We start from the raw sequence: 12866 nt of genomic DNA on the forward strand, positions 1-12866 counted from the left end.
GGCGCTTCTTCCCAATTTTCGTTCAAATATACGAAAAATCAGGGAGGCCGACAAGTGAATTTTCCAGCTGGCGGGGACTAGCGCAGCACTTGTCCCCGATTGGTGTCGAGCTTCAAAAAGATGAAGAGCAGGATGGAGAAGCCCCACAGGGAGGAGCCTCCGTAACTGAAAAAGGGCAAAGGAATTCCTATCACTGGCGCCAGTCCGATGGTCATTCCGACATTTACAGCCAGGTGAAAAAAGAAGATGGCTGCCACGCCGTAGCCGTAGATGCGACTGAAGGCGGAATGCTGTCGTTCGGCCAGGTAGGTGAGTCGCATCAGCAAAAACAGAAACAGAAGGATGACACTGGTGGTTCCCAAAAAGCCCCACTCTTCGCCAACGGTGCAGAAAATAAAATCGGTGCTCTGTTCGGGAACGAAATTGAACTTGGTTTGGGTTCCCTGTAAAAAGCCTTTCCCGGAAAAGCCTCCTGAGCCGATGGCTATTTTGGATTGATTTACGTTGTAGCCTGCTCCTTGCGGGTCGTTTTTCAGATTAAGCAGTACCAGAATGCGCGAGCGCTGGTACTCGCCCAGCATATTTTCATAAAAGTAGTCGGCACTGTAAGCGAAGCCTACCGACGACCAAAAAAGCAGCAAATAAATGCCGACGGTGGGCAAACGTCGCAGTAGGGCTTTAAAGCCCAAGCCAAGACTGGCCAGTCCCATGCCGCTAAGCAGGGCCAAATCGTGGTTGACGGCGCCGCTGTTAACCTGCATCAACAAGGCCATTAGTCCGTATACCCCCGCTGCTGCCCCCAGGGCCATGAGCGTTTCTTTTCGGTATTTGTGAAACAGAAGGATGGCAAAGAAGGTGCCTGCCATCAGCAACAGAATGCTGTAATTTGGGAGGAGGAGGGTGAGTACGAAGATGAGGGCGGCCAGCAGACCCAGTACCAGGACGTAGGGACTCATGCCTTGGCGATAGAAGGGCAGTAGAAAGGCCATGAAAACCAGGCCGGAACCCAGGTCGTTTTGAAGGACCAGGATGATGGCCGGCAACAACCATACGGAGCCCAGTAACAGCAGATCCTGCCAGCTGGTAAAGGAAAATTGGAAGCGGCTGAGCACACGTGCCAGGGTAAGGGCGGTTGCCACCTTAGCCAGTTCAACGGGCTGAAAACGGAAGGCCCCCAGTTGAAACCAGGACTTGGCGCCATTGACTTCCACGCCAACGATGAGGACGGCCAGCAGTAAGAGGATGCCCAGAATGTAGGAGGGGTAAGCAAATTCTACGTAGAATTTGCTGTCGATGAGCAACAGGATACCAACGGTCAACAAGGAAAATCCAATCCAGATCAATTGTTTTACATACTCTTTGTTGGCGATCCAAAATACGGGACTGTCGGCTTCGGTATTGGCGGCGTAGATGTTGACCCAGCCAAAACCAACCAGAAGCAGGTACAGTACAATGCTGACCCAATCGATACTTTGTGTGTTGCTATTCCTGCTGTGCATCTATAAAATTGGCATTGAGCATTCGTTGCTCCAGCCAGTGGCGGGAGGGGTGAATGTTCTCGGTTAAATATTTCTCAATCATCAGACTGGCTATGGGGGCTGCCCAACTGGAACCGAAGCCGGCATTTTCTACGTAAACGGCAATGGCGATTTTTGGATCGTCTTTGGGGGCAAAAGCGACGAAAATGCTGTGGTCCTCGCCGTGGGGATTTTGGGCGGTGCCGGTCTTTCCGCAGATGTCGATGCCGGGAATGCGGGCCAGGCGGGCGGTACCACCGATTTCACCCAGGATGGCTTGTTCCATTCCCTCAATAACCGGCTCAAAGTGAATCGAATCGATTCCTGTGTTGTGACGTTCTTTAAAACGTGAGGGGATGGTGTCGTTTTCTATGGCTTTGACCACATGGGGGGTGTGGTACCAGCCCCGGTTGGCTATGGCGGCGGTCATGTTGGCCATTTGGATGGGGGTGGTGAGCAATTCGCCCTGACCAATGGACAGGGAAATGACGGTGAGCGAACCCCAGCTGCCGCGGTAAAGGCGGTTGAAATATTCGGAATTGGGCACGAAGCCCGGGTTTTCATTGAAAAAGTCGCTGCCCAGTCTTTGCCCAAAACCAAAGTTGTGGAGGTAATTGCTCCAGTGATCGAGTCCCTCCTTGGGCGAGCCGAGCGCGGGGTTATCGAGTACATCGCGAAAGGCATAACAATAATAGGCGTTGCACGAATTGGCCAGGGAGGGGACCAGGCTGAGGGGACTGCGGTGGGGGTGGCAACCTACGTGGACGCCGCGGGCATAAAAACCGTTGTTGCAGACGTGGGTGGTGTTGCTGCGCAATACGCCTTCCTGCATGGCAATAAGTGCCATTACTGTTTTAAAGGTGGAGCCGGGCGGATAGCCCGACATGATGGCCCGGTTGAGCAGGGGGGAGAGGCTGTCGGTCACCAAAGCCGGAAAGTTTCGGGAACGCTCGCGGCCTACGAGCAGGGCCGGGTCGTAGCCGGGACTGCTGACCAGACTGAGGATTTCTCCGGTGGAGGGCTCTATGGCCACCACGCTGCCGCTTTTGTTTTGCATGAGCAGCTCGCCATAGGCTTGCAGGTCGATGTCGAGGGTCAGGGTAACATCTTTGCCGGCAACCGCTGCGGTGTCGAGGCGCCCTCCGCGCATGGGCCCTTTTTCGCGGCCGTGCACGTCTACAAGGATGTAGCGTGCCCCTTTTTCGCCACGAAGAAAAGTTTCGTAAGTGCGCTCTATGCCGCTGATGCCGGTGTAGTCGCCCAGACTGTAATAGGCATCGTTTTTAAGGTGGTTTTCGTTGGTTTCGGCTACATAACCGAAAACGTGGGCGGCCAGGGGGTATTCGTACTTGCGAACGGTACGGCGTTGCGCAAAGAAACCCTTAAACAGGTAGAGCTGTTCCTGCAATACGGCGTATTGTTCGGCCGACAGCTGTTTGTAGAATACGGAAGGTTTGAAGCTGGATATTTTCCGGCTGCGAAGGTTGTTGCGGACTTCCGCAAAGAGCTCGCGTACCTGGTCGTGAGGCAGGCCCAGGGCCTGACTGAAGGCCAGGGTATCGAAAGGCGTTACTTCGCGGGGCACGATCATGAGGTCGTAAACCGGCTGGTTGGCTACCAGAAGCTTTCCGTTACGATCGTAGATGAGTCCCCGGGAGGGATATTGGGTGAGCTGGCGTTGGGTGTTGCTTTCTGCATAAAACTTGTAGGAGGGATCGACCACCTGCAGCACAAACAGGCGGACGATGTAGATCAGTCCGATGAGCACAAAGGCGATGTTGATGATTATGGCTCGGTTGCTGTTTCCCACGTTTTATCTGGTTTTATCAAATTCTTTTTTGTTGACTGCTGAAGAGTTGGGCCAGGAGGATGACCGCCAGGGTGGCGGCGGAACTGAGCAGGGTTTTGGAGAGGGTGGCTCCAGGCTTGGAAAAACCAAAGGCTTCGGTAAAGAAGAGGAAGAGGTGATGGGCCACTACGGCCAGGCTGGCGTATTTCATGAACCAGGCGAGTCCGAAATGTGCGCGGGTGGGCAGACTGCCCGGTTCGTAACCATCGCGGGGGGCGAAGATGCGCAAAAGTGAGGGGCGCAAAAAGCAAAGAAAAACGGTGGCTGCGGTATGCATGCCGATGGTGTTCAGAAAAAGGTCCATCAGCAGTCCCGTAAAAAACCCGATGATCAGCAGCAGCCAGCCCGGCATTTCTACGGGCAGGATGAGTAGGAACAGCACGTAGAGCCAGGGGTTGACGTAGCCGCCCAGATTCAGGTTGTTGAGTACCAGAATCTGAATCAGCAGGATGGCTGCAAAACTTAGCAGGTAGCGCCCCAGGTAGTTAATCATTTTCGGTCAGTTTTTCCAGTTCGTTGATTTCTTCGCGATCAATTTTTTCCACCACTTCGACATGGGTCAGGTTTTTAAAGTCGATCGACAGCTTGACCCGAATGACATAAAAGCCTTCGCCCTGGTTGAGTTCAAAATCCTCGATGGTGCCAATAAGGATGTTCTCCGGAAAGATGGCGGAAAAGCCGCTGGTAACGACGGCATCGCCTACCGCCACTGGTGCGTGGGCGGGAATTTCATTGAGCAGCACGTGTTGGTACGAGCGGGCATCCCATTCCAGGGAGCCAAAGTGGTTGGTTTCTCTCAGTTTTGCCGATATTTTCAGCTGGGTGTTGAGGAGGGATATCACGGTGGCGTACCCTTTTGAGGTGTGGCGTACCACACCGACCAGTCCCCTGGCTGAAATTACGCCCATTCCTGCTTCAATGCCGTGGCTCTCTCCGCGATTGATGGTGAGGTAGTTGTGGTGCTTGTTGACCGAGTTGTTGATGACACTCGCCGGCCTGAAAAGGTAGTTGAGGGTGGCGGGTGTTTGTCCCGGTCCAAAGGGGCGGTCGGCCTCAAATTGTTCGGGACTGGGGAGCTGACTGCGTAAAAAGGCGTTCTCCCTGGAGAGCTCTTCGTTGGCGCGCTTGAGACTGAAATAGTCGCTGAAGGTGGAGGAAATTTGCAGCACGCCGGCTGCAAAGCGTCCCGAGGAGTTGAGAAAGGTCTGGCGGTGATGGTGATTGTAATTCACCAACAGGTAAAAACTGATCGTTTCGAGGAAAAGAAACAGAAAAAAGAGGTGGTATCTGAGGAGGAAACGGATGAAGTTTCTCATACAGCCGAAACGTTTTTAAAGCTTTAAACTTCGGACAGGCTCCGCGAGCCTGTCCGAAGAGGATCTTTTAGCGCAACAGGAACGAAAACTTGTGCCTGTTTTTGAGGGCGATGCCGGTACCTCTGGCTACGGCGTGCAGCGGGTTTTCGGCAATGTGGAAGGGGATGTTCAGTTTGTTGGTCAAACGCTTGTCGAGTCCGCGCAGCAAGGCACCTCCTCCAGCCAGGTAAATGCCCTTGTTTACGATGTCGGAATACAATTCGGGGGGCGTTTGTTCCAGCGCATTTAGAATGGCGGTCTCCATTTTGGAAATGGATTTTTCCAGACAGTGGGAGATTTCCTGATAGGATACGGGCACCTCAATAGGCAGGGCGGTCATTTGGTTTGGACCGTTTACAATGTAGTCTGCCGGCGGCTCGTCGAGTTCGGGCAGGGCAGAGCCCACGCGGATTTTGATTTCTTCGGCGGTGCGCTCGCCAATTTTAATGTTGTGTTGGCGGCGCATGTACTCCATAATGTCGGCCGTGAGGTCGTCGCCCGCAATGCGGATGGATTTGTTGGTGACTATGCCTCCGAGTGAAATAACGGCAATCTCCGTAGAACCACCACCGATGTCCACCACCATGTGTCCTTCGGGGGCTTCTACATCCAAGCCGATGCCCAGGGCGGCAGCCATGGGCTCATAGATCATGTACACTTCGCGTCCGCCGGCATGCTCGGCAGAGTCGCGTACGGCGCGGATTTCCACTTCGGTACTGCCGGAGGGAATACAGACCACGATGGTCAACGAGGGCGTAAACAGCCGCTTTTTGTTCTGATCCATCATTTTAATCATCCCCCGAATCATTTGCTCGGCGGCGTTAAAGTCGGCAATTACCCCGTCGCGCAAGGGGCGTATGGTGTAGATGTTGTCGTGGGTCTTCCCATGCATTTGCCGCGCCTTCTCTCCAATGGCCACCAGCTTGTCGCTGCGGCGGTCGAGGGCTACGATGCTGGGTTCGTCCACTACAATTTTGTCGTTGTGGATGATGATGGTATTGGCGGTACCCAGGTCCATCGCCAATTCTTGTGAGAGGAAGGAAAACAATCCCATGCTGATGTTTTTTTAATGTTTGAAATGGCGGTTTCCTGTAAATACCATGGAAACGTTGTTTTGATCGCAAAACGTGATGGTCTCGTTGTCGCGAATGGAACCTCCGGGTTGTATAACGGCGGTGATGCCTGCTTTTTGGGCCAGCTCCACCGAATCGGCAAAAGGAAAGAAGGCGTCGGAGGCCATTACTGCTCCTTTTAGGTCAAATTCGAAGGATCCGGCTTTGCTGATGGCGTGTTTAAGTGCATCTACCCGGGATGTTTGTCCCACCCCGCTGGCAATCAGCTGCTTGTTTTTGGCCAGTACGATGGCGTTGGACTTGGAATGCTTCACTATTTTGTTGGCAAACAGCAAATCTTCGATTTCTTTTGCGCTGGGCGCGCTCTGGGTTACACTTTTCAGGTCGTCCGCAGTTTCGGTTTTGGTGTCGCGCTCCTGAATGAGTACGCCGTTGAGCAGGGTGCGCGATTGAAGCGCGGGCTGGGCTTGCTGTTTCAGAATTAAAATGATGCGGTTCTTTTTCTTTTTGAGAATTTCCAGAGCCGCTGCATCGTAGGCCGGAGCCAGTATAACTTCAAAAAATATCTTGTCCATTTCAGCAGCAGCAGCGGCGTCTACCGCAGTGTTGGTGATGATGATGCCGCCAAAGGCCGAAACCGGATCGCCGGCCAGGGCATCGTTCCATGCCTCGGTGAGGTTGGGCCGGGAGGCCAAACCGCAAGCATTGTTGTGTTTGAGGATGGCTACGGTTGTTTCATCAAAATCGGCAATTAAGGCAACGGCTGCATCAATGTCCAGCAGGTTGTTGTAGGATATTTCCTTGCCGTGTACCTGCTCAAAAACATCGTCGAGCCGGCCATAGAAAATGCCTTTTTGGTGGGGGTTTTCACCGTAGCGCAGACTTTTCTGCTCGTCCACTGCAGCGCGGTGGGCGGGGAATTCTTCGTGGCTGAAATAATTGTAGATGGCGCTGTCGTAACCCGAAGATACGGCAAAGGCGGCAGTGGCGAACCAGCGTCGATCGTCCAGGGTAGTGGCGCCGTCTTGCTTTTTCAGCAGGTCCAGCAAGGTTTCGTACTGCTTTTGGGAGGGCACAATCACCACATCTTTATAATTCTTGGCTGCTGCCCGTATCAGTGAAATGCCGCCAATGTCAATTTTTTCGATGATGCTGGCGTGGTCGGCCCCGGAGGCTACGGTTTCCTCAAAGGGGTAAAGGTCCACGATGACCAGGTCGATTTCGGGAATTTTGTATTCCTCCAGTTGTTGCAGGTGGGTGGTTTCTTCGCGTCGGGCCAAAATGCCGCCAAAAACACCCGGGTGGAGGGTTTTTACCCGACCGCCCAAAATGGAGGGATAGCCGGTGAGATTTTCCACAGGCGTTACCGTAACGCCCAGCTGCTCAATAAAGGTTTGCGTTCCTCCGGTGGAGTATATTTTTACGCCTTGTTGATCAAGGGTTTTAACAATTTCGTCGAGTCCGTCTTTATAAAAAACAGAAATCAGGGCGGATTTTATTTTCTTAGTTGCGCTCATTGTGTGTAAAATTTCTTTCAATAGTCGCAAAAATAAGAAAATAAGCACAGTTGGCAACGCAATTTCGGCTTTTTGTTGAGGGTTTACAGGCCGAATACATACAGATTCTTTTCTTGTCGCCTGGCCTGTTTTTCTATGCTGCCCGGTTTTTAGGTTTATTTTGACGCAAAACCTACCGTTACGATGCTGATTTTGGCTCCTGGAATTTGGTTCAGGGTGCGGCAACAGGCTTCGAGAGTGGCCCCGGTGGTCAGCACATCATCGACCAGCATCAAGTGGGTGTAGTCCGGATGGGCCGGACTGAGTGCGAAGGCGTCTTTCACATTCTCCCACCTTTCGTAGCGCGTTTTTCGGGTTTGTGAGGGCTTGTAGTGTCGGCGTATCAGCACCTGATCCATGATGGGCAGTTGCAGCACTTCGGCCATGCCCCGGGCTATTAGGAGGGATTGGTTGTAGCCGCGTTGCTTTTCCTTTAAGGGATGCAGGGGCACGGGAATGAGGCAGTCGGGTTGCGGAAAATCCCTGCACCGGAGCAGGTGCTGGGCGCTGATGCGCCCCAGCAGCTGTCCCACCTCCGGTTGATTGCGGTACTTGAGCTGGTGCAAGAGGTTTTGGAGGACTTCTCCCTTGCGAAAGTGATAGAGGGAGGTGGCGTAGTCGACCGGGACCCTGCCCCAGAAGGATTGGACCACCGGGTTTTCGGGATTGGACTCGTAGTGGGTGGCTGGTAGGCGACTGAGACACTGTCGACAAAGAAAATCTTCGTATTGGTTGAGTGCCTGGCCACAATGGCGACAGTATTCCGGGAAGAGCAGGCTTAGGAGTCCGTCCCACCAGTCGCGCCATCGCGGTATTATCGGCTTTAAGTTGGGCATGTTTGTCGGGTTAGCGCTTGAAGCAGACAAGTTCCACAATTTTGCCCTTTTGGGCAAGCGGTCGATAAATTTTTGTCGCCGGGTAGCGGTGGCCCCGCTTTATTCCTTATTTTTGAAAGAACAATCAGAAAATTTATGCGTGTACATTTTATAGCAATAGGGGGCAGTGCCATGCACAATTTGGCTTTGGCGCTTCACGAAAATGGTTTTGAGGTGAGTGGCAGCGACGATGAGGTTTTTGAGCCCAGTCGTTCCCGACTGGCTGCGCGGGGACTCTTGCCGGCCGGGGAGGGTTGGCAGCCGGAGCTGATTACCCGGGAGCTGGATGCCATTATATTGGGCATGCATGCCCGGCCGGACAATCCGGAGTTGTTGCGTGCGCAGGAGCTGGGTCTCAAGGTGTATTCCTATCCCGAGTATTTGTACGAGCAGTGTCGCGACAAGACCCGGGTGGTGATTGGGGGCAGTCACGGCAAAACCACCGTTACGTCCATGATTATGCACGCTCTGCGTTTTCAGGGGGTGGACTTTGATTACATGGTGGGGGCGCAGTTGGAGGGCTTCGAAACCATGGTGCGCTTGTCCAAAACAGCCAAAATTGCCGTGTTCGAAGGCGATGAGTATTTGTCGTCGCCCATTGATTTGCGGCCCAAGTTTTTGTGGTACCGTCCGCATTTGGCTTTGTTGACCGGGGTGGCCTGGGATCATATCAATGTTTTTCCCACCCAGGAAAAGTACAATGAGCAGTTTCGTTTGTTTGCAGAAACTGTTGATGACAGTGGCTACCTAACCTGGTTTAGTGGCGATTCTGTTTTGCAAAAATTGTTTGCTGAAAACACCTGGCCCTTTAGGGTGGAGCCTTATTCGGAACTGGCGCAGCGGGAGGCGGAGGGACCGTCCTGCATCTGGTACGGGGAGCGCAGCTGGCCGGTGCCTGTGTTCGGTGCCCACAACCGCCAGAATATGGCGGGTGCCTTGAAAGTCTGCCAACAGCTGGGACTGAGTGCCGGACAGTTTTTGGAAGCTATGGCCAGCTTTAAGGGGGCTGCACGCCGTTTGCAAGTGTTGCGCGAAAAAGGAGACGCCGCCGTTTTTTATGATTTTGCGCACGCGCCTTCTAAGTTAAGGGCCAGTATTGCCGCCGTTAAGGAGCAGTATCCCGGACGTCGGCTCCTGGCTTGCATGGAATTGCATACTTTCAGCAGTCTCAACAAGGATTTTTTGCCCCAGTACCAGGGCAGTATGGCTCTGGCCGACGAGGCCCTGGTGTATTTTAATCCCCAGGTTTTGGCGCACAAGCGTTTGCCTGAGGTGTCGGCTGCGGAGGTGGCACAGGCCTTTGGTCTGCCGGAAACGGCAGTGGTGACTTCGAACGCCGACCTGCTGGAGCGCCTCAGGGGCTTCTCCTTGCAGGAAGCCAATCTGCTGATCATGACTTCAGGCAACTTTGGCGGGCTGAAGGTGCAGGACTTTGTGGCAGAAGAATTGAACTGGGATTAGGGTCCCCGCCAGGTCCTGGAAATAAAAAAGCCCCGGATGTCCGGGGCTTTTGTTTGGGATAAGCCGGCGCTTAAGCTCAGCTGCGACCTGTTTATTTTCCGCTTACAAAGTGATAGTGCGATCCGAAGCGCTCGAAAGCCGCCTTGTCCAGCATCTCGCGGTGATCGGGGTGGGCCACTGAAATGATGGCGCGCGCACGGTCCTGCAGCGTCTTTCCATACAAATTGATGGCGCCGTACTCGGTGACCAGCCAGTGCATGTTCGAACGGGTAGTTACTACTCCGGCCCCTTCCATAAGGGTGGGTGATATCTTGGAAACGCCCTTTGAGGTGATGGAAGGCATGGCGATGATGGGCTTTCCGCCTTCGGAGTGACCGGCACCACGGATAAAGTCGATTTGGCCCCCTACGCCCGAGTAATGGGTGGTGCCAATGGAGTCGGCACAAACCTGGCCGGTTATGTCAACCGAAAGGGCCGAGTTGATGGCGGTCACCTTGTGGTTTTTACGAATCACCTGAATGCCGTTGGTGTGCCCCACATCCATCATGGCTACTTCGGGGTTGTCGTCAATGAAATCGTACAAGGCCTGAGAGCCCATCAAAAACGAGGCCACCATTTTGCCTTTATCGATCTGCTTTCTTTTTCCGTTGACTACGCCTTTTTCTACCAGGGGAAGAATGCCGTCCGAAAACATTTCGGTGTGTACACCCAGGTCCTTGTGGTTGCCCAATTCGGCCAATACGGCATTGGGAATACCACCAATACCCATTTGCAAACAGGCGCCGTCTTCTACCAGGGCGGCAACATTGCGACCGATGGCTCTTTCGGTTTCGGAAAGGGGTGCGTTATTGTGGATGTAAAGCTGCTCGTCGTGCTCTACAAAATAATCAATCTCTTTGATGCTGATCATGGCATCGCCCCAGGCACGGGGTACAAATTTGTTCACCTGGGCAATAACAACATCGGCAGTTTCAATAGCGGCCAGGGTAGCATCTACCGAGGTGCCCAGCGATACATAGCCGTGCTTGTCGGGCGGAGAAACCTGAACCATCGCGATGTTTACCTTCAGGTAGCCCTGACGAATCAGCTTCTGGGTTTCGCTCAAGAAAACAGGAATGTAATCGGCATAGCCTGCCTGCGTGGCTTTGCGCACGTTGCCGCCTACGAAAAAGGATTCCAGTTGAAAAATGCCTTCAAATTCGGCCTCTGCATAGGGGGCAGGACCTTCGGTGTGAATGTGCTGGATGCGAACATTTTCAAACTCTTTGTTGCGACCTCTTTCTACCATCGCTCTGATCAAGGCATGAGGGGTCACCGCCACACTACTCAGGTGGATGCGGTCGCCCGACTTGATCACCTTCACCGCCTCTTCGGCTGTAACTGTTTTGTAAGCCATTTTTTGCTAGTTTTATGAGATATTATGGTTGTTAAAAGAATACCTGTTTTTAAGACGCTGCAAAATTAGTGTTTTAAATGGTATTTTTATCCCCTGAAAATGTGTTGCATAATAGCTTTTTGAACCATTTTGTCGCTTTGTTCGGAACCGGGATGAAGGATGCGTTGTTTTTAGATATACATTAAATAAAAGGAGGGCTTGTATATGGCTACTAAAGATTTGGCAGGATTGCGTAAGGAGTTTACCCGGGGAGGTTTGGCTCCGGAAAATTTGGCCGCCGATCCCCGGCAGCAATTGCAGTTATGGTTAGATGAGGCCATCGCTGTAGAGCATCCTGAACCCAATGCCATGACTCTGGCAACGGCCGGTGCCGACGGACATCCCCACGCCCGGGTGGTATTGTTGAAGGGATTGGAGGAGGGCGGCTTGGTTTTTTATACCAATTACCAGAGTGCCAAGGGGCAGGAAATGGCGGAAAATCCCTGGGTCAGTGTCCTGTTTTTTTGGCCCCTGCTGGAGCGCCAGATCCGGGTAGGGGGAAAGGTGCAGCAGTTGTCTCCGGAGCTTTCTGATGCATATTTTGCTTCACGACCCCGTGCCAGTCAGTTGGGGGCCTGGGCCTCGCCACAGAGCGAGGAGGTGAGCGCTTATGAGGTGCTGGAGCAGCGTTTCAGGGAAGTGGAGGAACGTTTTAAGGGACGCCCGGTGCCGCGTCCACCCCACTGGGGCGGTTACCTTTTAGTGCCCGACTGGTATGAGTTTTGGCAGGGGCGCCCCGGTCGTCTGCACCAGCGTTACCGTTACGTACCGTCGGCGCCTTCAGGCTGGCGGCTTGCTGTGCTGGCACCCTGATTAATGCGCCGTCAGTTGCCGGAATATGTTCTCGAGGGAGGGTTGGTGTTGCCGCATTTCCAGTATTACCAGGTCGTTTTGTACCGCAAAACGAAATACTTCAGGGCGCAAGTCCTTGTCGCCCTCGGTGCCGAGGAGCCACTTGCCGTTTTCGTGGCGCAGTTGCACAATGCCGGGCAAGGCCTGCAAGCGTTCCTTATCTGGTTCGCGGTCGAACAGTACTTCTATCCATATTTGCTGTTGTCCGGTGGTGTTGTCCAGTGCATTGGCCCGCTCATCGGCCACTATGCGCCCCTGGTCAATAATGATGACCCGCTCGCACAGCGCCGTTACCTCCTGCATGATGTGGGTAGACAGCAAAACCGTTTTAGACTGGCCCAAATCTCCAATTAGTTTCCGAACTCCGCTGATCTGGTTGGGGTCCAGGCCCGAGGTCGGCTCGTCCAGAATCAGCACCTCCGGGTCGGGCAACAAAGCCTGGGCCAGTCCCACCCTCTGACGGTAGCCTTTCGAGAGGGCAGCCGCTTTTTTATGCTGTTCGGGACCCAGTCCCGTCATTTCCATAACCTCTGCCACCCGTTTGGCTGCCTGTTCGATTTGGTACACCTTCGCCACAAAGTGCAGGTACTCGGCAATGTACATATCCAGGTACAGGGGGTTGTGCTCGGGTAGGTAGCCCACCTTTCGCCGTAAGGCCAGTGCGTTTTCGCGCACCGGGTAGCCACAAACCTTTACTTCGCCTTCGGAGGGCGGCAGGTAGCCGGTCAGGATTTTCATCATGGTAGATTTTCCGGCTCCGTTGGGGCCAAGAAAGCCGACGATTTGACCGGAGGAGATTTCGAAAGATACTTTGTCGAGGGCCTTTTGGCGACCGTAATTTTTGCTGATTTGCGAAACGGAAATGGACATAGACCAAACAATTTTGCCTTAAA

11 protein-coding genes are annotated in these 12866 nt (G+C 53.4%); 2 read left to right on the plus strand and 9 right to left on the minus strand.

Translation table 11 applies throughout. The features are described 5' to 3' along the window. Window positions 1-77: 77 nt before the first annotated feature. The 7 genes from rodA to B4W65_RS06425 all read right to left on the minus strand — a co-directional run bounded on the left by rodA (window position 78) and on the right by B4W65_RS06425 (window position 8186). Window positions 78-1499: a rod shape-determining protein RodA gene (gene rodA, locus B4W65_RS06395; protein ID WP_088654307.1), complete on the minus strand. Its 1422-nt coding sequence runs from the start codon at window positions 1497-1499 to the stop codon at window positions 78-80. Beyond that, window positions 1483-3327: a penicillin-binding protein 2 gene (mrdA, locus tag B4W65_RS06400; protein ID WP_088654308.1), complete on the minus strand. Its 1845-nt coding sequence runs from the start codon at window positions 3325-3327 to the stop codon at window positions 1483-1485. The genes rodA and mrdA overlap by 17 nt, the downstream gene beginning before the upstream one ends. A 16-nt stretch (window positions 3328-3343) precedes the next feature. After that, window positions 3344-3859 (minus strand): rod shape-determining protein MreD, encoded by a 516-nt coding sequence (gene mreD / locus B4W65_RS06405; protein ID WP_088654309.1) that lies wholly within the window; start codon window positions 3857-3859, stop codon window positions 3344-3346. Beyond that, window positions 3852-4682, minus strand: coding sequence for a rod shape-determining protein MreC (mreC, locus tag B4W65_RS06410; protein ID WP_088654310.1), 831 nt, complete (start codon window positions 4680-4682; stop codon window positions 3852-3854). The genes mreD and mreC overlap by 8 nt, the downstream gene beginning before the upstream one ends. Before the next feature lie 67 nt (window positions 4683-4749). Next, a complete protein-coding gene (locus B4W65_RS06415; RefSeq protein WP_088654311.1) occupies window positions 4750-5775 on the minus strand; it encodes a rod shape-determining protein in 1026 nt (341 codons plus the stop codon). A gap of 12 nt (window positions 5776-5787) precedes the next feature. Next, complete coding sequence (purH, locus tag B4W65_RS06420; RefSeq protein WP_088654312.1) at window positions 5788-7311, minus strand: bifunctional phosphoribosylaminoimidazolecarboxamide formyltransferase/IMP cyclohydrolase; 1524 nt, start codon at window positions 7309-7311, stop codon at window positions 5788-5790. Between the two features lie 155 nt (window positions 7312-7466). Beyond that, window positions 7467-8186 (minus strand): ComF family protein, encoded by a 720-nt coding sequence (locus B4W65_RS06425; RefSeq protein WP_146697728.1) that lies wholly within the window; start codon window positions 8184-8186, stop codon window positions 7467-7469. Between the two features lie 135 nt (window positions 8187-8321). Here B4W65_RS06425 and B4W65_RS06430 point away from each other — a divergent pair, with 135 nt between their 5' ends. After that, window positions 8322-9686, plus strand: coding sequence for a UDP-N-acetylmuramate--L-alanine ligase (locus B4W65_RS06430; protein WP_088654314.1), 1365 nt, complete (start codon window positions 8322-8324; stop codon window positions 9684-9686). Between the two features lie 91 nt (window positions 9687-9777). Here the strand turns inward: B4W65_RS06430 and B4W65_RS06435 are convergent, their stop codons facing one another. Next, window positions 9778-11082, minus strand: coding sequence for an acetyl-CoA hydrolase/transferase family protein (locus B4W65_RS06435; RefSeq protein WP_088654315.1), 1305 nt, complete (start codon window positions 11080-11082; stop codon window positions 9778-9780). A gap of 204 nt (window positions 11083-11286) precedes the next feature. On the opposite strand from B4W65_RS06435, the gene pdxH reads away from it, so the two are divergent. Then, window positions 11287-11934 (plus strand): pyridoxamine 5'-phosphate oxidase, encoded by a 648-nt coding sequence (gene pdxH, locus B4W65_RS06440; RefSeq protein WP_088654316.1) that lies wholly within the window; start codon window positions 11287-11289, stop codon window positions 11932-11934. On the opposite strand, the gene gldA is transcribed toward pdxH, so the two are convergent. Beyond that, entirely contained in the window at window positions 11935-12843 is a 909-nt protein-coding gene (gldA, locus tag B4W65_RS06445) for a gliding motility-associated ABC transporter ATP-binding subunit GldA (RefSeq protein WP_088654317.1), read from the minus strand. Window positions 12844-12866 lie beyond the last annotated feature (23 nt).

The sequence above is a fragment of the Geofilum rhodophaeum genome, from assembly GCF_002210225.1.
In the GTDB taxonomy this organism is placed as follows: domain Bacteria; phylum Bacteroidota; class Bacteroidia; order Bacteroidales; family Marinilabiliaceae; genus Geofilum; species Geofilum rhodophaeum.

What these genes read in the sequence shown, in the direction of transcription:
- B4W65_RS06430 (WP_088654314.1), top strand. Translation starts at nt 8,322, where the DNA reads ATGCGTGTACATTTTATAGCAATAGGGGGCAGTGCCATGCACAATTTG.
- mreC (WP_088654310.1), bottom strand. Translation starts at nt 4,682, where the DNA reads ATGAGAAACTTCATCCGTTTCCTCCTCAGATACCACCTCTTTTTTCTG.
- mreD (WP_088654309.1), bottom strand. Translation starts at nt 3,859, where the DNA reads ATGATTAACTACCTGGGGCGCTACCTGCTAAGTTTTGCAGCCATCCTG.
- gldA (WP_088654317.1), bottom strand. Translation starts at nt 12,843, where the DNA reads ATGTCCATTTCCGTTTCGCAAATCAGCAAAAATTACGGTCGCCAAAAG.
- B4W65_RS06425 (WP_146697728.1), bottom strand. Translation starts at nt 8,186, where the DNA reads ATGCCCAACTTAAAGCCGATAATACCGCGATGGCGCGACTGGTGGGAC.
- rodA (WP_088654307.1), bottom strand. Translation starts at nt 1,499, where the DNA reads ATGCACAGCAGGAATAGCAACACACAAAGTATCGATTGGGTCAGCATT.
- purH (WP_088654312.1), bottom strand. Translation starts at nt 7,311, where the DNA reads ATGAGCGCAACTAAGAAAATAAAATCCGCCCTGATTTCTGTTTTTTAT.
- B4W65_RS06415 (WP_088654311.1), bottom strand. Translation starts at nt 5,775, where the DNA reads ATGGGATTGTTTTCCTTCCTCTCACAAGAATTGGCGATGGACCTGGGT.
- B4W65_RS06435 (WP_088654315.1), bottom strand. Translation starts at nt 11,082, where the DNA reads ATGGCTTACAAAACAGTTACAGCCGAAGAGGCGGTGAAGGTGATCAAG.
- pdxH (WP_088654316.1), top strand. Translation starts at nt 11,287, where the DNA reads ATGGCTACTAAAGATTTGGCAGGATTGCGTAAGGAGTTTACCCGGGGA.